Here is a 26,431-nt window from a genome sequence, read left to right as displayed (position 1 = left end):
AGCGGTGCCTCGCAGTCAGTGCACCCCCGTAGGATGGGGTTCATGGCCAAGACCAGTACGACGACCCAGGGGCTGCGAGCGGCGATCGAGCGCAGCGGCTACTACCCGGCCCTCGTGGCCGAGGCGGTGGAGTCCGCCGTGGGCGGCGAGCCCATCCGGTCGTACCTGGTCCATCAGGAGACGACGTTCGACCAGAACGAGGTGCGGCGCCATGTGACCGTCCTCGTCCTCACGGGCAACCGTTTCATCGTCAGCCACACCGACGAGCAGGCCGCCGACAGCACGTCCCCGACGCCGTACGCGACGACGTCCACCGAGTCCGTGAAGCTCGGCCGGATCTCGTCCGTCGTGGTCAGCCGCGTCGTCGCCAACCCGGAGCAGTACCAGCCGGGCACGCTGCCCCGCGAGATCGTGCTGACGATCGGCTGGGGCGCCGTCTCCCGCATCGACCTGGAGCCCGCGGCCTGCGGCGACCCCAACTGCGAGGCGGACCACGGCTACACGGGCAACTCCACCGCCGACGACCTCAGCCTGCGCGTCAGCGAGGCCGGCGACGGACCCGAGACGGTGCGCCAGGCGCTGACCTTCGCGCAGGCCCTCTCCGAGGCGACCGCGGACATCGCGCCCTGATGTCCCAGCCCACCACCTGGGAGCCCCACCCGGAACCCCTCGCCGTGTCGTCCGCCCCGCTGCCCGAGTACGGCAGCGGCTCCCTCGCCGACCTGCTGCCCACGCTGGCCGCGGGCATGGGCGTCCCCGGCACGACCGCCGCGATCACCGAGCTCACCCCCGCCGACCGCAACTGCGTGTTCCTCATCGACGGGCTCGGCTGGGAGCAGCTCAGGGCGCACCCCGACGAGGCGCCCTTCCTGACCTCCCTGCTCGGCAGCTCCCGCGGCGGCACCGGACGCCCGCTCACCACCGGCTACCCGGCGACCACCGCGACCTCCCTCGCCTCCGTCGGCACGGGACTCCCGCCCGGCGCGCACGGCCTGCCCGGCTACACCGTCCGCGACCCCGCCACCGGCGCGCTGATGAACCAGCTGCGCTGGCAGCCGTGGACCTCGCCGCGCGTGTGGCAGCCGTACCCGACGGTCTTCCAGCTCGCCCACGCGGCGGGGGTGCACGCGGCGCAGGTCTCCTCGCCCGCCTTCGAGAACACGCCCCTGACCAAGGTCGCGCTGAGCGGCGGCACCTTCCACGGACGTCTCGCCAGCGAGGAGCGCATGGACCTCGCGGCCCGCCAGCTCGCCGCCGCCGACCGCGCGCTCGTCTACACGTACTACGCCGAACTCGACGGCGCCGGACACCGCTTCGGCGTCGACTCCGACAACTGGCGCGGCCAGCTCATGCACGTGGACCGCCTGGTCCAGCGCCTCGCCGAGCAGCTCCCGCCGCACAGCGCGCTGTACGTCACCGCCGACCACGGCATGGTCGACATCCCCTTCGACGAGCAGCACCGCGTCGACTTCGACGAGGACTGGGAGCTGCGCGCGGGCGTCGCGCTGCTGGGCGGCGAGGGCCGCGCCCGCCATGTCTACGCCGTCCCCGGTGCCGCCGCCGACGTCCTGACCTGCTGGCGCGAGGTGCTCGGCGAGCAGTTCTGGGTCGCCTCTCGCGACGAGGCGATCGAGGCGGGCTGGTTCGGCCCCCAGGTCGACGACCGGGTGCACGGCCGGCTGGGTGACGTGATCGCCGCCGCGCGCGACGACGTCCTGATCATCGCCTCCGAGCGGGAACCGAAGGAGTCGGCGATGGTCGGCAACCACGGTTCCATGACCCCCGCGGAGCAGTTCGTCCCCCTGCTGCAAGTACGCTCCTGAAGCCGAACCGCCTTCCCTCCCTTGCCGAAAGGTGCTCAACCCTCCATGTCCGAGCTGGTGTTCTTCTCCGGAACGATGGACTGCGGGAAGTCGACGCTGGCTCTCCAGATCGAGCACAACCGCTCGGCCCGAGGCCTGGCGGGCATGATCTTCACCCGTGACGACCGGGCCGGCGAGGGCAAGCTCTCCTCCCGCCTCGGCCTGGTCACGGACGCCGTGGAGGTCGAGGACGCACAGGACCTGTACGCCTATCTCGTCGACCATCTCTCCCGGGGTGGCCGCGCGGACTACGTCATCGCCGACGAGGCCCAGTTCCTCGCGCCGGTCCAGATCGACCAGCTCGCCCGCGTGGTCGACGACCTCGGCCTCGACGTCTACGCCTTCGGCATCACGACCGACTTCCGCTCCAAGCTCTTCCCCGGCTCCCAGCGCCTGGTCGAACTCGCCGACCGGGTCGAGGTCCTCCAGGTCGAGGCCCTGTGCTGGTGCGGAGCCCGCGCCACCCACAACGCCCGGACCATAAACGGCGAGATGGTCGTCGAGGGCGCCCAGGTCGTCGTCGGCGACGTCGACCAGGCCGACGACATCGGCTACGAGGTCCTGTGCCGCCGCCACCACCGCCGCAGAATGACGGCGGCGACCTCCCGAGCGGCAGCCCTGTCCCCGGACGTACTGCCGGTCACGTCGGCGTAGCCGAGGTCCTCTGCACCAACGCGAACCGCGCCCCCTCCGGGTCCGTCACCGTGGTGACGTGGCCGTGGGGGGAGGTGTGGGGTGGGGTGAGGATGTGGCCGCCGAGGGTGGTGAGGAGGGCGAGGGTGCTGTCCGTGTCCGCCACCTCGAAGTAGGTCATCCAGTGCGGGCCCCGGTCGCGCGGCAGGGCGGTGCCGACGCCGTGGATGCCGGCGACGGGGTGGCCGTCGACCCGGAGGGCGATCTGGTCGAGGTCGGGGGCGGGGGCCGGTTCCTCGTCGTAGGAGAAGACCGTCTCGTAGAACTTGACGACGCTCGCCGTCTCGAAGGTGATCAGTTCGTGCCAGGTGGGGGTGCCGGGGACGCCGGACAGGTTCGTGCCGCTGTGGTCGCCCGCCTGCCAGATGCCGAAGACCGCGCCCGAGGGGTCCGAGCCGAGCGCGAGGCGCCCCGCGTCGCCCGCGTCGAGGGGGCCGACGCCGATCGTGCCGCCGCACAGCCGTACCGTCTCGGCGGTCAGGTCCACGTCGTCGGAGGCCAGATAGGGCGTCCAGGCGACGGGAAGGTGGCGGTCGGGCGGGAGCTGACCGATTCCCGCCACCTCCTGACCCTTGAGCATGGCTCGGACGTAGGGGCCGAGCTGGTGGGGACCGGGTTGGAATTCCCAACCGAACAATTCGCCGTAGAACTCCTGGGTCGTGGTCAGGCCGTGCACCATCAGACTCACCCAGCAGGGCGTGCCGGGCGTGTGCCGGGCGTGCGTCTCGCCGTTCGGGCCGGTCGACCCCCGTGCCTCGGTCATCGTCGTTCTCTCCTCGACCCCTTGCGCCAGCCGTGTCGCCGCCGCTCTCCGGAACCCCGTGCCGATGCTCGCACCACCTGCGGTGCGCCGCTCTCCGGGCGCGCCGCCGCCTTGGGGCCGCGTTCGCAGAATGCCCGGTCTGCGGTTTCTCGTCCGTTTCTGCATGATTGCCGACGGATGTCGATCGGCTGTACAGCATGTGCCCGATCCCGTACTCCTGGTGATCGAGGCTGTCCGGCCGAGCAGAGTAGCCGGACACGGCCGTCACGGCCACCCCGTGCGCGAGGATGGTGGCCATGAACGCCATCATCTCCGCATCCGAACTGGCGAGCGAACTGGCCGGAAAGAACCCGCCGGTCCTGCTCGACGTCCGCTGGCAGCTGAGCGTGTCGAAGGCGGCGGGGGAGCCCCCCTTCGACGGCCGCGCCGCGTACGCGGCCGGGCATCTCCCCGGTGCCGCCTTCGTCGACCTGGACAGGGAACTCGCCGGCGCCGCCGGTGACCGCGGTCGGCATCCTCTCCCGGACGTCGCCGCGTTCGGCGCGGCGATGCGCCGTGCCGGTGTGTCGGCCACCCGGCCCGTCGTCGTCTACGACGGCGGACAGGGCTGGGCAGCCGCCCGCGCGTGGTGGCTGCTGCGCTGGACAGGTCACCCGGACGTGCGGGTCCTCGACGGCGGGTTGCCGACCTGGAAGGGTCCCCTCCGCTCCTCGTCGCCCGCCCCGGCCCCCGCCGAGGGCGACTTCGAACCGGCCCCGGGCGCCGTGGGTCTCCTCGACGCCGACGGGGCCGCGTCCCTCGCCCGCACCGGCGTCCTGCTCGACGCGCGCGCGGGGGAGCGGTACCGCGGCGAGGTGGAGCCGATCGACCGGGTCGGCGGGCACATCCCGGGGGCCGTCTCCGCGCCGACGAACGACAACGTCGGGGCGGACGGCCGGTTCCTGCCCGCCGACGAGCTGAACGCGCGGTTCAAGACGCTGGGCGCGGCCGACGGCTCCGAGGTCGGCGTGTACTGCGGCTCGGGTGTCTCGGGCGCGCACGAGGTGCTGGCGCTCGCGGTCGCGGGCATCCCGGCCGCGCTGTACGTCGGCTCGTGGTCGGAGTGGTCCTCGGACCCGTCCCGCCCGGTCGCGACGGGCCCGGACCCGCAGTAGCCGCGCAGGCGCTGCACGGAAAAAGGGCCACGCCTCGAACGGCGTGGCCCTCACCCTCGTACGGCCGACGGGTCCCGCGTACGGCGGAGCGGGCCCGTCGGTCAGGTCACTCCTGCTTCTTGCGCCGGGTCCCGAACACGATCTCGTCCCAGCTCGGGACCGCCGCGCGGCGGCCCGGCCGGACGCCGTCGGCCTCGGCCTGACGGTCGGTCGCGCCGATGAGACGGTCACGGTGAGCGGTGACGGAACGCGGCATGAGGACGTCCGCGTACGCCGAACCGGCCGAGGCCGCGGGCGCCGGAGGCTCCTCCGCCTCGGGTTCGTCGGTCGGCTCCTCCACCGGGACGGGTGTCTCGGCGGGACGCTCCGGGACGACCAGGTCACCCCGGAAGCTCGGAACCGCCTCCAACAGGCTGGTCAGCGAGTCGCGTTCGCTCTCCTCGGCGACCGGTTCGGGCGCCGCCGGCAGGCTCGGGCGGTCGAGGGCGCGGTCCAGCGGCCGGTCGCGCGGCAGCCGGGCGATACGCGGCACGAACGGAAAGCTGGGCTCCGGCGCGGCGAGGTCGTCGGACTCGCCGATGAGCGAGCGCGCCTCGTCGTCGACGGCCTGGACGAGCCGCCGCGGCGGGTCGTACGTCCAGCTCGCCGAGTGGGGTTCGCCCGCGACCAAGTAGACCAGCATGACTTCCCAGGTGCCGTCGTCGCGGCGCCAGGAGTCCCACTGGACGGTGTCCTTGTCGGCGCCGCGCAGCAGCAGTCGCTCCTGGACGGCCTCGCCGAGCTGGGGCCCGGCGTTCTCGCCGGGTCTGCGGACCGGGGTCTTGCGAGCCCGCTCGGCCATGAAGGCGCGCTCCGCGAGCACGGGGCCCTCGAAGCGGCGGACACGGTCGACGGGGATGCCGGCCATCTGCGCGACCTCTTCGGCCGTCGCACCGGCACGTATACGGGCCTGAATGTCGCGGGGGCGGAGATGACTCTCCACCTCGATCTCGATCTGGCCGAGGCGGGGACGGTCGCCGCGTACAGCGGCGCGCAGACGCTCGTCAATCGGAAGCGTGTACTCCGTGCTGTCCGCAGCCTTCAGCACCAGCCGTGTGCCGTCATTCGAGACGGCCACGACACGCAGTTCGGGCATGGGGACCTCCCGGGTGGTGCCTGCCGACGTCACGTGCGTCGCTGCTTCCGCTAGTCGAGTGTGGCCTGCCCGGGTGCAGCCTGCCACAACCTTGCCGAGTTGCCCGGCGTGTCGGGCACGGGCCCTGGATCGCCGTTATGGCACGGTTACCTATTCGCAACGCTAAGTGACCAACTCCGTCACCCTGTGCAACTAGCCCCTTCTCGGCGGTCCTTGAAGGTCGCGGACGCCCAGGCGGGAGACCTGACCCAGGGCTCGCAACAGTACTCCATTTGGACCACGTGCGTGGATTGGCGCGCCACCCAACTTCGTTCAAGAAGCGGGACTTGGCCGCCCGTCGCGCGGATTCGTGGATCTTCGACGTGGCGTACTTCACGGAATCACCGAAAACGGAACTATTGGATTTCGGCCAAACGTCCCTTTCTCGTGCAGATGGTCGGTCAAGTGCGGGAGAGGCAGGCAGGACCCCGGGATGAGTGAGCGGGACGAGGGCAGGCAGAAGCGGATCGATCTGAGCGTCCCTCAAGTCGCGGGCAGTGCGGTGGCGGCCGTGGCGGCGGCCAAACTGGCCTCCGAGTTCGGGGTCTACGGCACGATCCTCGGTGCCGGGGTCGTCAGCGTCGTCGCGACCTGCGGCGGCTCGCTGTTCCAGCACTTCTTCCGGCGCACCGGCGAACAGTTCCGCGACGCGACCGTGACGGTCACCGCGGGCCGGCCGGCTCAGGAGGCCGTCGCGCCGGGGGAGTTCACCGAAGGGACGGTCTACCGCGCGCGGGTGAAGAGCTGGAAGCGCCCCTTGGTCGCCGCCGCGCTCGTCTTCGGGATCACCATGACCGGCGTCACCGCGTACGAACTGGCGTCAGGCCGGACCCTCGACGGGAACCGGGGCACATCGGTCAGCGACGCGCTCTCCGGGGGCGGTTCGTCCTCGAAGACCGGAACGACCGGGACCACGGAGACGGCCGGGACGGACGGCACGGACGGGGCCGACACGACGACCGGGACGGGCGGGGCGACGGAATCGGCCGATCCAGGCGGCGAACCGACCCCCTCCGCGTCCGCCGCCGCACCCTCACCGTCCACGAGCGCCTCCACCGCGACGGAGGAGCAGGGGACGGGCGGCGACAGCGGTACGACGGCCGGCGCGACCCCGTCGGAGACCGCCGTCCCCGACGCGTCCGCTACTTCCCCAGCACCCGCCGCAAGTAGTCGTTCTGGAACAGCCGGTCAGGATCGAGCCGGTCCCTGAGCGCGGTGAACTCACCGAAGCGGGGGTAGACCCCGGCGAAGTACTCGGCGTCGCGCGTGTGCACCTTGCCCCAGTGCGGCCGGCCCTCGTGCGCGGTGAAGATGCGCTCGGCGGTGGTGAAGTACGCCTGGTACGGCGTGCCCTTGACCATGTGGACGGCGATGTACGCGCTGTCCCGGCCGGACGCGGTGGACAGCGCGATGTCGTCGGAGGGCGCGGTGCGCACCTCGACCGGGAAGCTGATCCGCATCCCGGAGCGGTCGACCGCCGTCCGCAGCTCGCGCAGCACGTCCGCCACGGCAGCCCGCGGAACGGCGTACTCCATCTCCACGAAGCGCACCCGGCGGGGCGAGGTGAAGACCTTGTAGGGGATGTCGGTGTACGTCCGCGCGGACAGGGCCTTGCTGGACACCTGGGCGATGGCGGGGATGGTCGCGGGGGCCGCGCGGCCGACCCACTGGGCGACCTGGAAGACGCCGTTGGAGAGGAACTCGTCCTCGAACAGGCTCTGGAGCCGGGGCACCGGCTTCTCGGGGCCGGCGCTGCGGTTGTTGCGCTTGGTGTTGGTGTTGCCGGTGTGCGGGAACCAGTAGAACTCGAAGTGCTCGTTCTCGGCCCACAGTTCGTCGAACTCCGCGAGCACCCGGTCGAAGGGCATCGGCTCCTCGCGCGCGGTGAGCAGGAAGAGCGGCTCCACGGCGAAGGTGATCGCGGTGACGACGCCCAGCGCGCCGAGACCTATGCGGGCCGCGGCGAAGACGTCGGGGTTCTCCTTCTCGGAGCAGGTGAGCACCGAGCCGTCGGCGGTGACCAGTTCGAGGCCCCGGATCTGGGCGGCGATCGAGCCGGACTCGCGGCCGGTGCCGTGGGTGCCGGTGCTCGTGGCGCCCGAGACGGTCTGCTCCATGATGTCGCCCATGTTCCTGAGCGAGAGCCCTTCACGCGCGAGCGCCAGGTTGAGCCTCTTGAGCTGGGTGCCCGCCCCGACCGTGACGGTCATGGCGTCGCGGTCGATGGTGCGGATGCCGCTCAACAGTTGAGGGCGGATCAACACACCATCGGTGGCCGCGATGGACGTGAAGGAGTGGCCCGTACCGACGGGTTTGACTTTCAAACCGTCCTCGGCGGCCCGGCGCACGGCGTCCGCGAGCTCCTCCACGGAGGCAGGTGTGACCTCTCGCGCGGGGCGTGCCGCGACGGTGCCGCCCCAGTTACGCCACGTGCCGTTCTTGCCGCTCGCTGTGCTGCTCAACGGTGCCCTCCCGACGCGGAACCGGCCGCTTGAGCCGGCGGTACCCCAGGAAACCGACCGCGACCGCGACGGCCCCGGACACCGCCGGAACCCCGTACCCCGCCCGCGCCCCGGCCGCGTCGATGACCCACCCGGCGACGGACGAACCGAGCGCGACGCCGACGGCGAGCCCGGTGCTGATCCAGGTCATGCCCTCGGTCAGTTGCGCACGAGGTACGTGCTGCTCGATGAGGGACATCGTCGTGATCATCGTCGGCGCGATGGACAGACCCGCAACGAACAGCGCCACGGCCAGGAACGGCAAGTTTCCGACCAGTAGGAGGGGGATCATACTCACGGCCATCGCGCATATGCCCAGCAGCCAGCGAGGTTCGGGCGCTCCCTTGAAGTGCAGCAGCCCGAAGACGAGCCCCGCGGCGCACGACCCGGCCGCGTACACGGCCAGGACGACGCTCGCGGCACCCTTGTGCCCCTGCTCGTCGGCGAAGGCCACGGTGACCACGTCGACCGCACCGAAGATCGCGCCGGTCGCCACGAACGTACTGACCAGGACCTGGAGTCCGGGCGCGCGCAGCGCCGACCCGCCGCCGCGCTGCGCGCGCGGGTGCGGGGCCGGTTCGGTGGCCCGCTGCGCGGTCAGCCAGAAGACACCGGCCGCCAGGAAGCAGGCGGCGAGCAGCGGCCCGGCCTCCGGGAACCAGGCCGTGGACAGCCCGATGGACAGGATCGGCCCGAAGATGAAGCAGACCTCGTCGACCACCGACTCGAAGGAGTACGCGGTGTGCAGCCGAGGGGTGTCGCGGTACAGGGCGGCCCACCGCGCGCGGATCATCGCCCCGAGGCTCGGCACCGCGCCGATGCCGACCGCGCACACGAACAGCACCCAGTCGGGCCAGCCGTAGTGCGCGGCGAGCAGCAGCCCGGCCGCCGCCACCAGGGCCACCAGCGTCGCCGGGCGCAGCACCCGCCGCTGCCCGTGCCGGTCGACCAGGCGCGAGATCTGCGGACCGATCGCGGCGGCGGCGAGCGCCAGGGTGGCTGACAGGCTCCCGGCGAGGCCGTACCGGCCCGTGATCTGGGAAATCATCGTGACCACGCCGATGCCCATCATGGACAGCGGCATCCGGCCGAGGAACCCCGCGGCGGAGAAGCTCTTGGTGCCGGGAGCGGCGAACAGAGCGCGGTAGGGGCTGGGCACGAAGAGCTCCGGTCGGGACGGTGCGGTACGGGGCGCGTAAGGCGTGAACGTGGCTGATACAGCTTACGAGTAAGGCGACCCTAACGCACCCGCCCGGAGCAGCCGGGCCCCCGGGTGGCCACCCCGCCGTTTCCCGGGTGTCAGTGCAGGGTGGCAGGATCGGAGCCATGCCAGACGTGCGCGCTTCCACTCCCTACGACGCCCTTCTCCTGCTCTCCTTCGGCGGCCCAGAGGGCCCGGACGACGTGGTTCCGTTCCTGGAGAACGTGACGCGCGGGCGCGGCATCCCCAGGGAACGCCTGAAGGAGGTCGGGCAGCACTACTTCGGCTTCGGCGGCGTCAGCCCCATCAACGAGCAGAACCGCGCGCTGCTCGACGCGCTGCGCAAGGACTTCGCCGGCCACGGCCTGGACCTGCCGGTCTACTGGGGCAACCGCAACTGGGCGCCGTACCTGACGGACACCCTGCGCGAGATGACCGCCGACGGCCGCCGCCGCATCCTGGTCCTCGCGACGAGCGCGTACGCCTCGTACTCGGGCTGCCGCCAGTACCGCGAGAACCTCGCCGACTCGCTGGCCGCCCTGGAGGCCGAGGGCCTGGAGCCGCCGAGGATCGACAAGCTGCGGCACTACTTCAACCACGAGGGCTTCGTCGAGCCGATGACCGAGGGCGTCCTGAACGCCCTCGCCGACCTCCCCGACGACGTCCGGGACGGCGCGCACATCGCCTTCTCGACCCACTCGATCCCCGACGCCTCGGCGGACACCTCGGGCCCGGTGGAGGGCCACGGCGAGGGCGGCGCGTACGTCCGCCAGCACCTGGAGGTGGCCCGCCTGATCGCCGACGCGGTCCGCGAGCGCACCGGCGTCGACCACCCCTGGCGGCTGGTCTACCAGTCCCGCTCCGGCGCCCCGCACATCCCCTGGCTGGAGCCCGACATCTGCGACCACCTGGAGGAGCGCCACGAGGCCGGGGTCCCGGCGGTCGTGATCGCCCCCATCGGCTTCGTCTCCGACCACATGGAGGTCCTCTACGACCTCGACACGGAGGCCAGGGCCAAGGCCGAGGAGCTGGGCCTGCCCATGCGCCGCTCGGCCACGGTCGGCGCCGACCCGCGGTTCGCCGCCGCCGTCCGCGACCTGGTCCTGGAGCGCGCGGCCGTCGAGCGCGGCGAGTCCGTCACCCCCTGCGCCCTCGGCGCGCTGGGAGCGAGCCACCACCTCTGCCCGGCGGGCTGCTGCCCGGCCCGCGCACCCCGCCCCGCCGCCGCGGGTGCCGACAGCCCCTACGCGTGAGGAGCCACGTGATCGACCCGCTGCACACCGACCTGCTCGCACTGGCCCTGGAGGCCGCCCGCCGCGCCGGCGAGCTGCTCCGCGACGGCCGTCCGGCCGACCTCGCGGTGGCCAGGACGAAGTCGAGCCCGATCGACGTGGTCACCGAGATGGACATCGCCGCCGAGAAGCTGATCACCGACCTCATCGCCGGCGAGCGTCCCGACGACGGCTTCCTCGGCGAGGAGGGCGCCTCCACCGAGGGCACCACCGGTGTCCGCTGGGTGATCGACCCTCTGGACGGCACGGTCAACTACCTCTACGGGCTGCCCACTTGGTCCGTGTCCATCGCCGCCGAACAGGACGGCGAGACGGTCGTGGGCGTCGTCGCGATCCCGATGCGCGGCGAGACGTTCCACGCGGTCCGCGGCGGGGGCGCCCGCGCCACCGGCGCCTGGGAGGGAGAGCGGGAACTGGCCTGCCGCCCGGCGCCGCCGCTGTCCGAGGCGTTGGTCTCCACGGGCTTCAACTACGTCCTGGCGACCCGTTCGCACCAGGCGGAGGTGGCCCACCGGCTGATCCCCCTGCTGCGGGACATCCGCCGCGGCGGTTCGGCGGCCGTGGACCTGTGCGACCTGGCGGCCGGCCGCCTCGACGGCTACTACGAGCGCGGCCTGCACCCGTGGGACCTCGCCGCGGGCGACCTGATCGCCCGGGAAGCGGGCGCCCTGACCGGCGGACGCCCCGGAGAACGCCCCGCGCACGCCCTGGCCATCGCGGCCACCCCGGGCGTCTTCGAGCCCCTCCAGGGCCTCCTGGAGGACTTCGGCGCCTGGCACGACTGAGCGGGCAGCCGACATGACTGCACGACTGGGCGGGCAGCCGACATGACGGAGGGCCCCGGCGCTGGATTCGCCGGGGCCCTCCGTCATGACAACCGATCAGGGATTACGCGCTGACCTCTACGCCGTGCTCGGCGGCGAGGCGGCGCAGGTCGTCGAGTTCGGCCTGTTCCACCTCGACGAGGAAGTCGTCGCCCTCGTCACGGGCTCGCGTCAGGTCGGACTCGGTTGCCCTTATGCGCTGCAGAAGTCCTGCGGTGAAAGCGTCCATGCTGCGCCCCCTCGTCCTGGGTCGTGGGTCGATGGCACGGGGGTGTGCCGTTCGGAAGGGGCGATCACGCTGGAAGCAGATGTCCAGCGCTGCCCTGCTGGGCGGCAACGGCGCCGGACACCCACGCCCGCTCTGCGGAAAGCGGATTGCGGTGTACCGCATGGTGGTGCGGCACATGCAGAGCGTGATCGCGGGGTGTAAAGCCGTCCTCCCCCTGCTCTCTTCCACGGAAACCTCAACCCGACGAGAAAATCTGGCATTCCCGCGCCTCACACCCGGCATTCAGACGGCGCTCACCCGCCTTACAGCCGACTTATGGCCGAAAAGGGCAGGATGGAGGTCAACACACTCATGAACCCCCTGCCCGCGCGCCCCTGCGGCGCTACGCGGGTGGACACAGGAAGGACAAGCGACGTGCGCGTACTCGTCGTCGAGGACGAGCAACTGCTCGCCGATGCGGTGGCCACCGGACTGCGCCGGGAGGCCATGGCCGTCGACGTCGTGTACGACGGTGCGGCGGCCCTGGAGCGCATCGGCGTCAACGACTACGACGTGGTCGTCCTCGACCGTGACCTCCCGCTGGTCCACGGCGACGACGTCTGCCGCAAGATCGTCGAACTCGGCATGCCCACCCGCGTGCTGATGCTCACGGCGTCCGGCGACGTCAGCGACCGTGTCGAGGGCCTGGAGATCGGCGCCGACGACTACCTGCCCAAGCCCTTCGCGTTCAGCGAGCTCACCGCACGCGTGCGTGCCCTCGGCCGGCGCACCAGCGTGCCGCTGCCGCCCGTCCTGGAGCGCGCCGGCATCAAGCTGGACCCGAACCGCCGCGAGATCTTCCGCGACGGCAAGGAGGTGCAGCTCGCGCCCAAGGAGTTCGCCGTCCTGGAGGTGCTGATGCGCTCCGAGGGCGCCGTCGTCTCCGCCGAGCAGCTCCTGGAGAAGGCCTGGGACGAGAACACGGACCCGTTCACCAACGTCGTCCGCGTCACGGTCATGACCCTGCGCCGCAAGCTGGGCGAGCCGCCCGTCATCGTCACCGTGCCCGGCTCCGGCTACCGGATCTGAGGCCGGTCGTGGCCGCCGCTCCCGCGCCTCCCCAGGCGCCCCCGAAGCCCACCTGGGACCCCCGCCGGACGGAGCCGTTCCCCTGGCTGCGCCCGACCATCCGCATACGGCTGACGCTGCTGTACGGCGGCATGTTCCTGATCGCCGGCATCATGCTGCTGTCAATCATCTACCTGCTCGCCGCCAACGCCCTGAACGTCGGCAGCGACCTGCCCTTCAAGGTCGTCACCGGCACGGTCTCCAGCGAGAGCTGCAACATCGGCTCCACCCAGCTGCCCGCCTCCGAGCTGAACCACGCGCTCAACGAGTGCGTCAACGAGCAGCGGCAGCACGCCCTCGACAACCTCCTCAGCCGTTCCCTCCTCGCCCTTCTCGGCCTCGCGATCATCGCCTTCGCCTTCGGGTACGCGATGGCCGGCCGGGTCCTGTCGCCGCTGGGCCGGATCACCCGTACCGCCCGCGCGGTGGCCGGGTCGGACCTCTCGCGGCGGATCGAGCTGGACGGGCCGGACGACGAGCTGAAGGAACTGGCGGACACCTTCGACGACATGCTGGAGCGCCTCCAGCGGGCCTTCACGGCCCAGCAGCGCTTCGTCGGCAACGCCTCCCACGAACTGAGAACACCCCTCGCGATCAACCGCACGCTCCTCGAAGTGCACCTCTCCGACCCGAACGCGCCGGTCGAGCTCCAGCAGCTCGGCAAGACGCTGCTGGCCACCAACGAGCGCAGCGAGCAGCTCGTGGAGGGCCTGCTGCTGCTCGCCCGCAGCGACAACCAGATCGTCGAGCGCAAGCCGGTAGACCTCGCCGAGGTCGCCGAGCAGGCCGTCGACCAGGTGCACGCGGAGGCGGACGCCAAGGGGGTCGTGATCCGCGGCGAGCGTCAACCCGCTGTCGTGCAGGGCAACGGCGTGCTGCTGGAGCGCATCGCGCTGAACCTCGTCCAGAACGCCGTGCGGTACAACGTTCCGGAGGACGGCTGGGTCGAGGTCACCACCGAGATCCAGCACGGCCAGGCCGTCCTGGTCGTCACGAACACCGGCCCCGTCGTCCCGGCGTACGAGGTGGACAACCTCTTCGAGCCGTTCAAGCGGCTGCGGGGCGCCGATCGCACCGGCAGCGACAAGGGCGTCGGGCTCGGTCTGTCGATCGTCCGCTCGGTCGCCCGGGCGCACGGCGGGCACATCTACGCGCAGCCGCGCGAGGGGGGAGGACTCGTGATGCGGGTGATACTTCCGGTCTGATCGCCGGGCATTTCGGCGATCACCATTCCTTGGCTTGTTCGCTTTGCGCGGAATTTTCGGGACACCTCTCCCGAGGTACCGTGTGTGATCGATCACATGGGCGAATTTCCGGCCATCTACTCTCAGTGATCAAGAAAGGCGTCGGAAAGTCGGGAAAATCCGGGTTTTCGGGGGTCCAGATCACGGGAAGTACACGGTGAGACGCCTTTGAAGTGCGGTAATCGGACCGTGTACGGTCCTCCTCGCCATCCCAACCGATCACTCGTGAGGAGTCCGGTTGGGTGTCGATTGAGTAACAGACCTTGATGTGAGGCAAAATCTCCGCCTCAGGTCGGGCACAAGTCCGGCCTCTCACGCGTTACGTGCGCTGGAGACACCGCAGACACCCAGAGGGGGAGAGCGACATGGCAACGGATTACGACACCCCACGCAAGACCGACGACGACGTCGACTCGGACAGCCTTGAAGAACTGAAGGCCCGGAGGAACGACAAGTCGACCTCCGCCGTGGACGTCGACGAGTTCGAGGCCGCCGAAGGCCTCGAACTGCCCGGCGCCGACCTTTCGAACGAAGAGCTGGCCGTCAGGGTCATGCCCAAGCAGGCGGACGAGTTCACCTGCATGAGCTGCTTCCTGGTGCACCACCGCAGCCAGCTGGCCCGGGAGAAGAACGGTCAGCCGATCTGCCGCGACTGCGACTGAGGACGGGTCGGGCATGACTGGCTCGACCCCTCCCTGGAAGCGCCGCTCCCCCCTGCCGGGAGCGGACCAAGGGCTGCCCGACGGCCCTCACGGCGCGCGTGGACGTGAAGACGGGCGAGGCTCATCCGGTACGGACGCATCCGGCACGGAAGCGTCCGGTACGGGATCGGCCTCGCTCGAACCGGTGGCCGACCGGGGTGACCTCCCGGCGACCGCAGCAGGAAATCCCGCGCCCGTCGCGAGGCGGCGGGCGGCGGTCATCCGCGACAAGGTCAACGAAGGCGTCCGCAAGGGCGGCAGCCGCGCTCGCGCGGGCCTCGCGTACCTCGCCGACCGCATCATCGACAACGCCCCGCGGATCCCCGTACGCGACCTCGGGACGCTGCGCAGGCAGTTCCCGGGCCTGGGGCCCGAAGAGCTCGCCGACAAGCTCGTGGCGGGCGCCTCGGCGGCCTCCGCGACCGTGGGAGCCGGCGTCGGCGCGGCGGCCATGCTGCCCGTCCCGCCCGCGATGCCCACGGAGCTCGCGGCGGAGATCACCGGAGTCGCCGCGATCGAGCTGAAGCTCATCGCCGAGCTCCACGAGGTCTACGGCGTACGTCCGTCCGGCAACCTCAAGGAACGCAGCACCGCCTACCTGAACTCCTGGTCGGGGGAGCGCGGCATCGACGTGAGGAAACCGTCGTCGTTCAACTCGGCCCTCGGTGGCCAGATGAGACAGCAGCTGCGCCAGCAGATCATGAAACGCATGATCAGGGACCTGCCCAATCTGCTGCCGTTCATGATCGGCGCGGCCGTGGGCGCGGTCATGAACCGCCGTGACACCAGGAAGCTCGCCTCCCGCATCCGCGCGGACCTCCGCAGGACACAGGTGCCGTGGGACGCCCTCGACGCGCTTCCGCCCCTGGAGGCCCCGGCCGATCCGCTGGAGATCGGCGACATCGCGAGGGAACTGGGCCGCGGCGACCACGACCGGTAAGAGTTCGGTGAGATTCCCGGGGGCCGCCGAGCGGCGCCGAAGCCCTCCCGGGCGACCCCTCGCGCGAATGTTCTACGCGGCTTCCCGCGCCGCCTCACGGGCCTCCCGCAGCGCCTCGGCCAGCCGCTCCGGCTCACGCGTCGACAGGTACAGGTACGGCGTCGGGTCCTCGGGGTCGGTGACCGTCACCTTCAGCGCCCTCGGGATGTAGGCGCGCAGCAGCAGGAAGGCGCGGGTGTCGGCCTTGTACGTGCGCCAGGCGCGCGCCTCCTCCGGGTCCAGGATCTCCGCCTCGCCCAGGGCCGTGACCGGGATCTTCGCCTCCCCTGCGATCAGCGAGCCGCCCACGACCCGGATGCGCTGGGAGCCGTAGGAGCTGGCGACCACGGCCGCCGCCGCGGTGCCGCCGACCAGCCCGCCGAGCAGCGGCAGGGTGCCGAACGGCAGCAGGATCAGGGCGAAGGAGACCCCGACCAGGAACGAGATCAGCCACCAGGAACGGGGGGCGGTGAGGCGTTCTTCGTACGGGGTCGCGGAGAGCTGCATGAACCCAAGCTTGGCACGGTGTTAGAAGTGGGGGGACTCGCGGGTAAGGTCTGCGCCTGTGAGTGGTACTTCCGCAGCTCTCGAGCCTCCCGCCGACGCCGCACCGCCGGTACGTCACCCCGACGCGCCCGCGCCCGGCGAGCCGCTCGGCGCGCACTACGGCCAGTGCTTCGGCTGCGGCGGCGAACAGGCCCACGGACTGCACCTGGAGGCGCGCGCGGGCGAGGGGGTCTCGGTGACCGCCGAGTTCACCGTGCGCCCCGCCCACCAGGGAGCCCCCGGCCTCGCGCACGGCGGCGTCCTCGCGACCGCCCTCGACGAGACGCTCGGCTCGCTGAACTGGCTGCTGCGCACGATCGCGGTGACCGGACGGCTGGAGACGGACTTCGTGCGGCCGGTGCCCGTGGACACGGTGCTGCACCTGGAGGCCCGGGTCACGGCCGTCGCCGGACGCAAGATCTACTCGACCGCCACCGGGCGGATCGGTGGTCCCGAAGGGCCCGTCGCGGTCCGCGCGGACGCGCTCTTCGTCGAGGTGAAGGTCGACCACTTCATCGACAACGGCCGTCCGGAGGAGATCCAGGCCGCCATGAGCGACCCGGACCGGATCCGGCGTGCCCGTGCCTTCGAGGTGAACCCGTGAGCCGTGAGCCCCTGGACGTGCTGATCCGGCGCGTCGACCCCGACGTACCGCTTCCGTCGTACGAGCACCCCGGTGACGCGGGGGCCGATCTGCGCACCACCGAGGGCCGCGAACTGAAGCCCGGGGAGCGGGCCGTGCTGCCCACGGGGGTGTCCGTGGCGCTCCCGGAGGGGTACGCGGCCTTCGTGCACCCGCGATCCGGTCTCGCCGCCCGCTGCGGTGTCGCTCTCGTGAATGCCCCGGGGACGGTTGATGCCGGGTACCGTGGGGAGATCAAGGTGATCGTGGTGAATCTCGACCCGCACGACAGCGTACGGTTCGAGCGCTTCGACCGGATCGCCCAACTGGTCGTCCAGCAGGTCGAGCGGGTGAGCTTCCGGGAGGTCGCGGAGCTGCCCGACTCGGCGCGGGCCGAAGGGGGCTTCGGGTCCACCGGAGGCCATGCCGCGGTGACCGGGGCGAACAGCACAAGCGGTCAGGCCGCCGTCGGCGGCCGGGCGGGTGGGAATCGATACGCTTCGGTCGTATCCGACCGGGAAGGACAGTGACGTGTTCGGACGTCGCAAGAAGAAGGATGCCGCCGAGGGCGCGGCCGGCGAGGCCGAGCAGGTCGTCGACAGTGTCGGCGCTGAGGCGGACGACGAAGAGCGCGAGCGCGTACGGCTGGAGCCCGCGCCGCGTCCCGAGGGCCCCTGGGACAGCACCGAGGTGAGCGACCCCTCCGAGGGCCGTGTGGACCTCGGAGGACTGTTCGTCCCGGGTGTCGACGGGATGGAGCTGCGGGTCGAGGTCGCGGGTGACGCGATCGTCGCGGCGACCGTCGTGCTGCGCGACAGCGCGGTCCAGCTCCAGGCCTTCGCCGCCCCCAAGCGCGAGGGCATCTGGGGCGAGGTGCGCGAGGAGATCGGCTCCGGCATCACCCAGCAGGGCGGCATCGTCGACGAGGTCGAGGGTTCCCTCGGCTGGGAGCTGCGCGCCCAGGTGCCGGTGCAGCTGCCGGACGGCACGGGCGGCTTCCAGGTCGTGCGGTTCGTCGGTGTGGACGGTCCCCGCTGGTTCCTGCGCGGGGTGATCTCGGGCCAGGGCGCGGTGCAGCCGCAGGCCGCCGGGCTCCTGGAGCAGATCTTCCGGGACACGGTCGTGGTCCGCGGCGAGGGCCCGATGGCGCCTCGCGACCCGATCGTCCTCAAGCTGCCGAACGACGCGCAGATGGTCCCCGAGGGCGTCCAGCAGCAGGAGGAGGGCTCCCGCTTCTCCGGCGGCATGGGCCAGCTCCAGCGCGGCCCGGAGATCACCGAGGTCCGCTAGAGACCTGCCGGAGCTCCACCGGGTCCACCAGGTTCACGAAGAGGGCCGTACCCCATCGCGGGTGCGGCCCTTTTCCGTGCCCGGACCCTTGACGCGGAAATGGTCTGTACCTATCTTCTCGGGCCAACGCGTCTGTTCATAAAGGCGCTTCACGTTCACATACGAGAACGGAAGGCCCCCCACGTATGCGCAGAACAACCGGACTCCTCGTCGCCGTCGCGGCGCTCGTCGCCGGAGTCGTCGTCGCCGCGCCGCCCTCCGCCGAGGCCGCCCCCACCACCTTCGTGCACCCCGGAGTCACCGTCTCCCAGGCGCAGTTGGACTTCGCCCGGACCAAGGTCAACGCCGGCGCCCAGCCCTGGAAGGGCGCCTTCGACCAGATGATGGCGAGCAAGTACGCCGACCAGAACCGCACCCCGGCGCCCCGCTCGGTCGTCGAGTGCGGCTCCTACTCCAACCCCAACTACGGCTGCACCGACGAGCGCGAGGACGCCATAGCCGCGTACACCAACGCCCTCGCCTGGTACATCACGCGCGACGCCCGGTACGCGCAGAAGTCCATCCAGCTCATGGACGCCTGGTCCGCCGTCATCACGGACCACACCAACAGCAACGCGCCGCTCCAGACCGGCTGGGCGGGCTCCACCTGGCCCAGGGCCGCCGAGATCATCAAGTACACGTACACCGGCGGCTGGTCCAACTCCGGGCGCTTCGGGACCATGCTCCGCAACGTCTATCTGCCGGAGATCGTCAACGGCTCCAACTCCAACGGGAACTGGGAGCTGTCGATGACGGAGGCCGCCATCGGCATCTCCGTCTTCCTGGAGGACAAGGGCGTCTGGGACTCGGCCATGGCCAGGTTCCGCACCCGCACCGCCGCCTACGTCTACCTCGCCTCCGACGGCGACGTGCCGAAGACCGTGCCGAGCCAGAACCTGAACACCACCGCCAAGATCGTCTCCTACTGGCAGGGCCAGTCCACCTTCGTCACCGGCCTCACCCAGGAGACCTGCCGCGACCTCACGCACACCGGCTACGGCATCTCCGCCATCTCGCACGTCGCCGAGACCAGCCGCATCCAGGGCCAGGATCTCTACGGCACCGACGTCGGCGAACGGCTCCGGCAGGCCCTCGGGTTCCAGTCCAAGTACCAGCTCGGCACCGCCGTACCCAGCTGGCTGTGCGGCGGCTCGCTGAACCTGGGGCTCGGACCGGTCACCGAGGTCGGCTACAACGCCCTCCACAACCGGCTGGGCATCGCCATGACCAACACCCAGACCCTCACCCAGAACAACCGCCCGGCGGGCAGCAACAACCTCTTCGTCGCCTGGGAGACCCTCACCCACGGGGACAACCTCAGCTGACACCGTCGAAGGGCCGGGCGCCGGATGAGGGACCGGCGCCCGGCCGGCGGTCGTACGGGGGATCGGCGGATGAACCAGGTGGTCGGCGCGGCCATGGTGGGGGTGGAGAACGTCCACGAGTCCTGGCCGGGACCGGGTCGGGTTCGTGTTCCAGTCCTTCGGGCTGATCCCGATCCTCACCGCCGCCGAGAACGTCGGCGTCCCCCTGCGGCTGCGCCGCGTCGAGGCACGCGCGCGTGAGGAGCGCGTCGAGCCGCTGCCGTCCCTGGTGGGGCTCGCCGACCGCGCGGGACAGGGGCCCGGGGAACTCTCCGGCGGTCGGCAGCAGCGCGTGGCCATCGCCCGCACCCTCGCCAACAGCCCGGCTCTCGGCTTCGCTCGACCGGGGGGACCCCCATCCGCGCTCGTCGCCACCCACGGCACGACCCTGCCGGACCTGGCCGACCGGGTGCTGGAACTCGGCGACGCGGAGATCGTCGAGCCTTGAGGCGCGCACGGGGCCGGCGCCGAGCCGGTATCAGGCAGGGCGCCGGGTGCCGGGTCGGGCGCCGGGCCGTCAGGGTTGTGTCAAAGACGTGCCCCGCCCCCGACTCCGCCCCAATTGTCGAGATTGCTGGACGTAGGGTCGACGCTGCGTACACAGCGGTGACCTGGAAGACAATGAGGCCATGGGACGCGGCAAGCTTCGGATCTACCTCGGTGCGGCACCGGGCGTCGGCAAGACGTACGCCATGCTCGCCGAGGCGCACCGGCGCGTCGAACGCGGCACCGACTGCGCGGTGGCCTTCGTGGAGCACCACGGCAGGCCCCGCACCGAGGTGATGCTGCACGGCCTGGAGCAGGTGCCGCGCCGCGAGCTGGAGTACCGGGGCGGCACCTTCGAGGAGATGGACGTGGACGCCGTGCTGCGCCGCGCCCCCGCCGTCGCGCTCGTCGACGAACTCGCCCACACCAACGTCCCCGGCTCCCGCAACGCCAAGCGCTGGCAGGACGTCGAGGAACTGCTCGCCGCCGGGATCGACGTCGTGTCGACCGTCAACATCCAGCACCTGGAGTCCCTCGGCGACGTCGTCGAGTCCATCACGGGGGTGCGCCAGCGCGAGACCGTGCCCGACGAGATCGTCCGCCGCGCCGACCAGATCGAACTCGTCGACATGTCGCCGCAGGCGCTGCGCCGCCGCATGGCCCACGGCAACGTCTACCAGCCCGACAAGGTCGACGCGGCCCTGTCCAACTACTTCCGGCCCGGGAACCTCACCGCCCTGCGCGAGCTGGCCCTGCTCTGGGTCGCCGACCGGGTCGACGAGTACCTGAAGCAGTACCGCAGCGACCACCGGGTCTCCCGGATCTGGGGATCGCGCGAGCGGATCGTCGTCGGACTCACCGGCGGCCCCGAGGGGCGGACCCTGATCCGCCGCGCGTCACGGCTCGCCGAGAAGGGCGCCGGCGGCGAGGTGCTCGCCGTGTACATCGCCCGCAGCGACGGCCTGACCTCCGCCTCCCCGAAGGAACTCGCCGACCAGCGCACCCTCGTCGAGGACCTCGGCGGCACCTTCCACCACGTCGTCGGCGATGACATCCCCGCCGCCCTCCTGGACTTCGCGCGCGGAGCCAACGCCACCCAGATCGTCCTCGGCTCCTCCCGTCGCAAGGCCTGGCAGTACGTCTTCGGGCCCGGCGTCGGAGCCACCGTCGCCCGGGAGTCGGGATCCGACCTCGACGTCCACATCGTCACCCACGACGAGGTCGCCAAGGGCCGCGGACTGCCCGTCGCGCGCGGGGCCCGGCTCGGGCGGGGCCGGATCGTGTGGGGCTGGCTCGTCGGCGTCGTCGGCCCCGTCCTCATGGCCCTGCTGCTGAACATCGTGGACCTCGGCCTCGCCAACGACATGCTGCTGTTCCTGGCCGCGACCGTCGCCGCCGCCCTGCTCGGCGGACTGCTGCCCGCGCTGGCCTCGGCGGCGGTCGGCTCGCTGCTGCTGAACTACTTCTACACACCGCCCCTGCACCACTGGACCATCGCCGACCCGAAGAACATCGTCGCCATCCTGATCTTCGTCGGGGTCGGGGTGTCCGTGGCCTCCGTCGTCGACCTCGCCGCCCGCCGCACCCACCAGGCCGCCCGGCTGCGGGCCGAGTCGGAGATCCTGTCCTTCCTCGCCGGCAACGTGCTGCGCGGCGAGACCGGCCTGGAGGAACTCCTCGAACGCGTCCGCGAGACCTTCGGGATGGAGACGGCGGCCCTGCTGGAGCGGGAGAGCGACGTCGCGCCCTGGACCTGCGCGGGCCGCGCCGGGGCGGACCGCCCGCTGGAACGGCCCGAGGACGCCGACGTGGACGTCCCCGTCGGCGACCACATGGCGCTCGCCCTGACCGGCCGGGTGCTGCCCGCCGAGGACCGGCGCGTGCTGGCCGCCTTCGCCGCCCAGGCCGCGGTCGTCCTGGACCGGCGCCGCCTCCAGGAGGAGGCCGACCGGTCCCGCGCCCTCGCCGAGGGCAACCGCATCCGCACCGCCCTGCTGGCCGCCGTCAGCCACGACCTGCGCACCCCCCTCGCCGGGATCAAGGCGTCCGTCTCCTCCCTCCGCTCCGACGACGTGGCCTGGTCCGAGGAGGACCGGGCCGAGCTGCTCGCGGGCATCGAGGAGGGCGCGGACCGCCTCGACCACCTCGTGGGCAACCTCCTCGACATGTCCCGCCTCCAGACCGGCACCGTCACCCCGCTCATCCGGGAGATCGACCTGGACGAGGTCGTCCCGATGGCGCTCGGCGGCGTCCCGGAGGACAGCGCCGACCTCGACATCCCGGAGACGCTGCCCATGGTCGCCGTCGACGCCGGGCTGCTGGAGCGGGCCGTGGCCAACCTCGTCGAGAACGCCGTCAAGTACAGCCCCGACGGCCGGCGCGTCCTGGTGGCCGCCAGCGCCCTCGCCGACCGCGTGGAGGTCCGGGTGGCCGACCGGGGGCCCGGCGTCCCCGACGACGCCAAGGAACGCATCTTCGAGCCCTTCCAGCGCTACGGCGACGCCCCGCGCGGGGCGGGCGTCGGGCTCGGCCTCGCCGTCGCACGCGGCTTCGTCGAGTCGATGGGCGGCACCCTGAACGCCGAGGACACACCCGGGGGAGGGCTCACCATGGTCCTCACCCTGCGAGCGGCCCCGCCGGGCTCCGCGGAACGACGCACCACCGAAAGGCAGGCCCCATGCTGAGCCCGACCGCGGGCACCCCCCAGACCCCCACCAGGGTGCTGGTGGTCGACGACGAGCCGCAGATCGTGCGTGCCCTCGTGATCAACCTCAAGGCCCGCAAGTACGAGGTCGACGCGGCCCACGACGGTGCCACCGCCCTCCAGCTCGCCGCCGCCCGCCACCCGGACGTCGTCGTGCTGGACCTGGGCCTGCCCGACATGGACGGCGTCGAGGTCATCCGGGGGCTGCGCGGCTGGACCCGGGTGCCGATCCTGGTGCTGTCCGCCCGGCACTCCTCCGACGAGAAGGTCGAGGCGCTCGACGCGGGCGCCGACGACTACGTCACCAAGCCCTTCGGCATGGACGAACTCCTCGCCCGGCTGCGGGCCGCCGTGCGCCGCGCCGAACCGGTCGGCCCCGGCGACGACGACGTCACGACCGTCGAGACCGAGGGGTTCACCGTCGACCTCGCCGCCAAGAAGGTCCACCGCGACGGCCGGGACGTACGGCTCACCCCCACCGAGTGGCACCTGCTGGAGGTGCTGGTGCGCAACACCGGCCGTCTGGTCAGCCAGCGCCAGCTCCTCCAGGAGGTCTGGGGACCCTCGTACGGCACCGAGACGAACTACCTGCGGGTGTACATGGCCCAGCTCAGACGGAAGCTGGAGACGGACCCCTCGCATCCGCGGCACTTCATCACCGAGCCCGGCATGGGATACCGGTTCGAGCGGTAGGGCGGCGGGTACGAAGGTGTCAGCGCACCCCGGTACGCTTCACATATGAGTGCTGTTCCGCGTTCCGAGAAGCCGGCGGGCCGCTTCCGGCGCATGCTCGACCGGCTCTCCTCGTCCCAGGAGGACCTGGAGTCGGAGGAGCTGCGGGAGGACGCCGAGACCGCCGGATGCACCAGGATCGGTGACTGCCACGACCGACAGATCGTGACCGTTACTGGTACCTTGCGCACGGTCACGCTGCGCCCCAGAGCCGGTGTCCCGGCGCTGGAGGCCGAGCTGTTCGACGGCTCCGCCGCACTCGACGTGGTGTGGCTCGGCAGACGCTCCATCGTGGGAATCGAACCGGGGCGCAGGCTGATCGCATCGGGCCGGATCTCGATGAGCCGGGGCCGCCGGGTGCTGTTCAACCCGAAGTACGAACTGAGACCCCTCGGTAGGGAGTAGCCGGTGACGTCGCTCGACAAGCCGACCGAAGAGACCGATCAGCAGGACGCCCGGGCGGTGACCGAGGCCGCGCTGTTCGAGGCCTTCGGAGGCCTGCGGGGCATGATCGAGACGGTGCTGCCCGGCCTCCTCTTCGTCACGATCTTCACGATCAACAAGGACCTCCACATGTCCGCGATCGCCGCCCTCGCGGTGTCGATCGTCCTGGTCGTGGTCCGGCTCGTGACGAAGGACACCGTCAAGCACGCCTTCAGCGGTGTCTTCGGTGTCGCCTTCGGCGTCGTCTTCGCGATGATGACCGGCAACGCCAAGGACTTCTACCTGCCCGGCATGCTCTACACGCTGGGCCTGGCCATCGCCTACATCGTCACCACGCTGTGCGGTGTCCCGCTGATCGGCCTGATGCTCGGCCCGGTGTTCAAGGAGAACCTCTCCTGGCGCACCCGCAACCCCGGCCGGAAGAAGGCGTACGCGAAGGCCAGCTGGGCCTGGGGCCTGATCCTGCTCGCCAAGTGCGCGATCCTCTTCCCGCTCTACTGGTGGGCCGACACCACCCAGTTCGGCTGGGTCCTGGTCGCCCTGAAGATCCCGCCGTTCCTGCTCGCCGTCTGGCTGACCTGGGTCTTCCTCGCCAAGGCGCCCGCCCCCATCGACGTGTTCGCCGAGATGGAGGCCGCCGAGAAGGCGGAGGAGGAGCGCAAGGCCGCCCGCGCCGCCGAACGCGGGGAGACCGCCGCGGAGCACGGCGAGACCGCGGGCGCCCGCCACCGCCGCGAGTCGTAGCTCCCACCCGTACGACGACGAGGGGCGCCCCGGACATCCGGGGCGCCCCTCGTCGTCGTACCGTCCGGCGGCGTCAGCTCGCGTCCTCGCGGCGCACCGACAGCAGGTCCTCCAGCTGCTCCTCGCGGGCCTGGGCGGCCACGAAGAGGAGCTCGTCACCGGCCTCCAGGGAGTCCTCCCGGGTGGGGGTCAGGACGCGGGTGCCGCGGATGATCGTCACCAGGGAGGTGTCCTCGGGCCACTCCACGTCGCCGACCTGGGTGCCGGCCAGGGCCGACTCCTCGGGCAGGGTCAGCTCGACGAGGTTGGCGTCGCCGTGGCTGAAGCGCAGCAGCCGGACCAGGTCGCCGACGCTCACCGCCTCCTCGACCAGGGCGGACATCAGGCGCGGCGTCGAGACGGCGACGTCCACGCCCCACGACTCGTTGAACAGCCACTCGTTCTTCGGGTTGTTCACCCGGGCGACGACACGCGGAACGCCGTACTCCGTCTTCGCGAGCAGGGAGACGACGAGATTCACCTTGTCGTCGCCGGTCGCGGCGATCACCACGTTGCAGCGCTGGAGCGCCGCCTCGTCCAGGGAGGTGATCTCACAGGCGTCGGCGAGCAGCCACTCCGCCTGCGGGACGCGCTCGACCGAGATGGCGGTCGGCGCCTTGTCGACGAGAAGGACCTCGTGGCCGTTCTCCAGCAGTTCGCCCGCGATCGAGCGGCCCACCGCGCCGGCACCGGCAATGGCGACCCTCATCAGTGACCACCCTCGTCCTCGGGGCCCTTGGCGAAGGACGCCTCGACCTTGTCGACCTCGTCGGTGCGCATCATCACGTGCACCAGGTCGCCCTCCTGGAGCACCGTCTGCGACGTGGGCAGGATCGCCTCGCCGAGCCGGGTGAGGAACGCCACCCTGACGCCCGTCTCCTCCTGGAGCCTGCTGATGCGCTGGCCCACCCAGGACGGCGAGGTGTGCACCTCGGCGAGCTGGACGCCACCGGTGGGATCGCGCCACAGCGGCTCGGCACCGGAGGGCAGCAGCCGGCGCAGCATCTGGTCGGCGGTCCAGCGGACCGTGGCCACCGTCGGGATGCCGAGGCGCTGGTAGACCTCGGCACGCCGGGGGTCGTAGATCCGGGCCGCGACGTTCTCGATGCCGAACATCTCGCGGGCCACCCGGGCGGCGATGATGTTGGAGTTGTCGCCGCTGGAGACGGCGGCGAACGCGCCGGCCTCCTCGATGCCCGCTTCACGCAGGGTGTCCTGGTCGAAGCCGACCCCGGTGACCCGGCGGCCCCCGAATCCGGAGCCCAGTCGACGGAAGGCGGTGGGGTCCTGGTCGATCACGGCGACCGTGTGCCCCTGTTGCTCCAGGGTCTGGGCGAGAGCGGAACCCACTCGCCCGCAGCCCATGATGACGATGTGCACGACCGTCCTTCCGAATGACGAATGTCAAGAGTCGTTGACTTGGCTCCACCAGGGTCTCAGACCGGCCACCAAGCTACACACGCGCGGTCCGCGCCGGGCACCCCCGTGCAGGGCCCGGTGCGATCAGCGGCGGCTGATGCTGCGCAGGCTGGCGGCCGCGAGGACCGCGAGGCCGAGCAGGGTGACGACGGCGCCGACGAACTCCATGGGACCTCCGGGGGTGGGTGTCTTGTCATATAGGCATGGGGACCGGGGCGACCGGGCAAGCCGGTGCCGGGAGCCCGCCGATTTCACCCGTAGGGCAGACGAACGGCCGA

27 protein-coding genes and 1 pseudogene are annotated in these 26,431 nt (G+C 71.4%); 20 read left to right on the top strand and 8 right to left on the bottom strand.

From position 1 onward, the window contains the following. The first annotated feature begins 42 nt into the window (after positions 1-42). The 3 genes from ACIPSE_RS41055 to ACIPSE_RS41045 are packed head-to-tail and all read left to right on the top strand — an operon-like array spanning position 43 to position 2,516. The gene (locus ACIPSE_RS41055) at positions 43-630 is read left to right on the top strand and encodes a DUF5998 family protein (protein WP_401673690.1); all 588 of its coding nucleotides are present in this window, start codon (positions 43-45) and stop codon (positions 628-630) included. Continuing rightward, positions 630-1,823 (top strand): alkaline phosphatase family protein, encoded by a 1,194-nt coding sequence (locus ACIPSE_RS41050; protein WP_401673687.1) that lies wholly within the window; start codon positions 630-632, stop codon positions 1,821-1,823. Before ACIPSE_RS41055 ends, ACIPSE_RS41050 begins: the two co-directional genes overlap by 1 nt. A gap of 45 nt (positions 1,824-1,868) precedes the next feature. After that, positions 1,869-2,516, top strand: a complete 648-nt coding sequence (locus ACIPSE_RS41045) for a thymidine kinase (RefSeq protein WP_401673685.1) — start codon at positions 1,869-1,871, stop codon at positions 2,514-2,516. On the opposite strand, the gene ACIPSE_RS41040 is transcribed toward ACIPSE_RS41045, so the two are convergent. Then, the gene (locus ACIPSE_RS41040) at positions 2,503-3,318 is read right to left on the bottom strand and encodes a VOC family protein (RefSeq protein WP_401673682.1); all 816 of its coding nucleotides are present in this window, start codon (positions 3,316-3,318) and stop codon (positions 2,503-2,505) included. The two genes, ACIPSE_RS41045 and ACIPSE_RS41040, sit on opposite strands and share 14 nt — an antisense overlap. A 287-nt stretch (positions 3,319-3,605) precedes the next feature. Between ACIPSE_RS41040 and ACIPSE_RS41035 the strand changes: the two genes are divergently transcribed. After that, complete coding sequence (locus ACIPSE_RS41035; RefSeq protein WP_401673680.1) at positions 3,606-4,472, top strand: sulfurtransferase; 867 nt, start codon at positions 3,606-3,608, stop codon at positions 4,470-4,472. 106 nt (positions 4,473-4,578) lie between these two features. Here ACIPSE_RS41035 and sepH read toward each other — a convergent pair whose 3' ends face one another. Next, positions 4,579-5,607 (bottom strand): septation protein SepH, encoded by a 1,029-nt coding sequence (gene sepH, locus ACIPSE_RS41030; RefSeq protein WP_401673677.1) that lies wholly within the window; start codon positions 5,605-5,607, stop codon positions 4,579-4,581. 472 nt (positions 5,608-6,079) lie between these two features. On the opposite strand from sepH, the gene ACIPSE_RS41025 reads away from it, so the two are divergent. Next, complete coding sequence (locus ACIPSE_RS41025; protein WP_401673676.1) at positions 6,080-6,856, top strand: hypothetical protein; 777 nt, start codon at positions 6,080-6,082, stop codon at positions 6,854-6,856. Here ACIPSE_RS41025 and ACIPSE_RS41020 read toward each other — a convergent pair. After that, on the bottom strand, positions 6,789-8,108 hold the full coding sequence (locus tag ACIPSE_RS41020) for a D-arabinono-1,4-lactone oxidase (protein ID WP_401673673.1): 1,320 nt from the start codon (positions 8,106-8,108) through the stop codon (positions 6,789-6,791). The genes ACIPSE_RS41025 and ACIPSE_RS41020 overlap by 68 nt on opposite strands. Beyond that, a complete protein-coding gene (locus ACIPSE_RS41015; RefSeq protein WP_401673671.1) occupies positions 8,068-9,306 on the bottom strand; it encodes an MFS transporter in 1,239 nt (412 codons plus the stop codon). The genes ACIPSE_RS41020 and ACIPSE_RS41015 overlap by 41 nt, the downstream gene beginning before the upstream one ends. A gap of 167 nt (positions 9,307-9,473) precedes the next feature. Between ACIPSE_RS41015 and ACIPSE_RS41010 the strand changes: the two genes are divergently transcribed. Together ACIPSE_RS41010 and ACIPSE_RS41005 are read left to right on the top strand one after the other, a co-directional pair. Beyond that, entirely contained in the window at positions 9,474-10,601 is a 1,128-nt protein-coding gene (locus ACIPSE_RS41010) for a ferrochelatase (protein ID WP_401673668.1), read from the top strand. An 8-nt stretch (positions 10,602-10,609) separates the two neighbouring features. After that, positions 10,610-11,425: an inositol monophosphatase family protein gene (locus ACIPSE_RS41005; protein ID WP_401673666.1), complete on the top strand. Its 816-nt coding sequence runs from the start codon at positions 10,610-10,612 to the stop codon at positions 11,423-11,425. A 103-nt stretch (positions 11,426-11,528) separates the two neighbouring features. On the opposite strand, the gene ACIPSE_RS41000 is transcribed toward ACIPSE_RS41005, so the two are convergent. Continuing rightward, positions 11,529-11,693 carry a hypothetical protein gene (locus tag ACIPSE_RS41000; RefSeq protein WP_235454975.1) on the bottom strand — a complete coding sequence of 55 codons (165 nt, stop codon included), beginning with the start codon at positions 11,691-11,693 and terminating at the stop codon, positions 11,529-11,531. Positions 11,694-12,107: 414 nt separating this feature from the next. Between ACIPSE_RS41000 and ACIPSE_RS40995 the strand changes: the two genes are divergently transcribed. The 4 genes from ACIPSE_RS40995 (at position 12,108) to ACIPSE_RS40980 (ending at position 15,685) form a co-directional block, all read left to right on the top strand. After that, positions 12,108-12,761 (top strand): response regulator transcription factor, encoded by a 654-nt coding sequence (locus ACIPSE_RS40995; RefSeq protein ID WP_401673664.1) that lies wholly within the window; start codon positions 12,108-12,110, stop codon positions 12,759-12,761. 8 nt (positions 12,762-12,769) lie between these two features. Further along, positions 12,770-14,005 carry a sensor histidine kinase gene (locus tag ACIPSE_RS40990; RefSeq protein ID WP_401673661.1) on the top strand — a complete coding sequence of 412 codons (1,236 nt, stop codon included), beginning with the start codon at positions 12,770-12,772 and terminating at the stop codon, positions 14,003-14,005. A gap of 404 nt (positions 14,006-14,409) precedes the next feature. Further along, positions 14,410-14,706: a DUF4193 domain-containing protein gene (locus ACIPSE_RS40985; protein ID WP_401673659.1), complete on the top strand. Its 297-nt coding sequence runs from the start codon at positions 14,410-14,412 to the stop codon at positions 14,704-14,706. Between the two features lie 13 nt (positions 14,707-14,719). Continuing rightward, complete coding sequence (locus ACIPSE_RS40980; RefSeq protein ID WP_401673657.1) at positions 14,720-15,685, top strand: hypothetical protein; 966 nt, start codon at positions 14,720-14,722, stop codon at positions 15,683-15,685. A 72-nt stretch (positions 15,686-15,757) separates the two neighbouring features. Here the strand turns inward: ACIPSE_RS40980 and ACIPSE_RS40975 are convergent, their stop codons facing one another. Further along, positions 15,758-16,231 carry a DUF3093 domain-containing protein gene (locus tag ACIPSE_RS40975; protein ID WP_401673655.1) on the bottom strand — a complete coding sequence of 158 codons (474 nt, stop codon included), beginning with the start codon at positions 16,229-16,231 and terminating at the stop codon, positions 15,758-15,760. Between the two features lie 58 nt (positions 16,232-16,289). Between ACIPSE_RS40975 and ACIPSE_RS40970 the strand changes: the two genes are divergently transcribed. The 9 genes and pseudogenes from ACIPSE_RS40970 (at position 16,290) to ACIPSE_RS40930 (ending at position 24,695) form a co-directional block, all read left to right on the top strand. Beyond that, positions 16,290-16,874, top strand: coding sequence for a PaaI family thioesterase (locus ACIPSE_RS40970; RefSeq protein ID WP_401673652.1), 585 nt, complete (start codon positions 16,290-16,292; stop codon positions 16,872-16,874). Then, positions 16,871-17,422, top strand: a complete 552-nt coding sequence (gene dut, locus ACIPSE_RS40965; protein WP_401673649.1) for a dUTP diphosphatase — start codon at positions 16,871-16,873, stop codon at positions 17,420-17,422. Before ACIPSE_RS40970 ends, dut begins: the two co-directional genes overlap by 4 nt. Position 17,423: 1 nt before the next feature. Next, on the top strand, positions 17,424-18,182 hold the full coding sequence (locus ACIPSE_RS40960; RefSeq protein ID WP_401673647.1) for a DUF3710 domain-containing protein: 759 nt from the start codon (positions 17,424-17,426) through the stop codon (positions 18,180-18,182). Positions 18,183-18,367: 185 nt separating this feature from the next. Continuing rightward, positions 18,368-19,546 (top strand): alginate lyase family protein, encoded by a 1,179-nt coding sequence (locus tag ACIPSE_RS40955; RefSeq protein WP_401673645.1) that lies wholly within the window; start codon positions 18,368-18,370, stop codon positions 19,544-19,546. 127 nt (positions 19,547-19,673) lie between these two features. Further along, positions 19,674-20,033: pseudogene (locus ACIPSE_RS40950) on the top strand (ATP-binding cassette domain-containing protein); the annotation flags it as partial. Positions 20,034-20,214: 181 nt separating this feature from the next. After that, positions 20,215-22,755 carry an ATP-binding protein gene (locus ACIPSE_RS40945; protein ID WP_401673643.1) on the top strand — a complete coding sequence of 847 codons (2,541 nt, stop codon included), beginning with the start codon at positions 20,215-20,217 and terminating at the stop codon, positions 22,753-22,755. Continuing rightward, positions 22,749-23,468 (top strand): response regulator, encoded by a 720-nt coding sequence (locus tag ACIPSE_RS40940; RefSeq protein WP_401673641.1) that lies wholly within the window; start codon positions 22,749-22,751, stop codon positions 23,466-23,468. The genes ACIPSE_RS40945 and ACIPSE_RS40940 overlap by 7 nt, the downstream gene beginning before the upstream one ends. 45 nt (positions 23,469-23,513) lie before the next feature. After that, on the top strand, positions 23,514-23,912 hold the full coding sequence (locus ACIPSE_RS40935) for an OB-fold nucleic acid binding domain-containing protein (protein WP_401673639.1): 399 nt from the start codon (positions 23,514-23,516) through the stop codon (positions 23,910-23,912). Positions 23,913-23,915: 3 nt separating this feature from the next. Further along, positions 23,916-24,695, top strand: coding sequence for a DUF3159 domain-containing protein (locus ACIPSE_RS40930; RefSeq protein WP_401673636.1), 780 nt, complete (start codon positions 23,916-23,918; stop codon positions 24,693-24,695). A 73-nt stretch (positions 24,696-24,768) separates the two neighbouring features. Here ACIPSE_RS40930 and ACIPSE_RS40925 read toward each other — a convergent pair whose 3' ends face one another. Continuing rightward, the gene (locus tag ACIPSE_RS40925; RefSeq protein WP_401673633.1) at positions 24,769-25,443 is read right to left on the bottom strand and encodes a potassium channel family protein; all 675 of its coding nucleotides are present in this window, start codon (positions 25,441-25,443) and stop codon (positions 24,769-24,771) included. Beyond that, positions 25,443-26,114 carry a potassium channel family protein gene (locus ACIPSE_RS40920; protein ID WP_401673631.1) on the bottom strand — a complete coding sequence of 224 codons (672 nt, stop codon included), beginning with the start codon at positions 26,112-26,114 and terminating at the stop codon, positions 25,443-25,445. Before ACIPSE_RS40920 ends, ACIPSE_RS40925 begins: the two co-directional genes overlap by 1 nt. Positions 26,115-26,431: the final 317 nt, after the last annotated feature.

The sequence above is a fragment of the Streptomyces sp. NPDC090106 genome (assembly GCF_044747265.1).
GTDB lineage: Bacteria > Actinomycetota > Actinomycetes > Streptomycetales > Streptomycetaceae > Streptomyces.
This window is presented reverse-complemented; position numbering and strand designations above follow the sequence as displayed.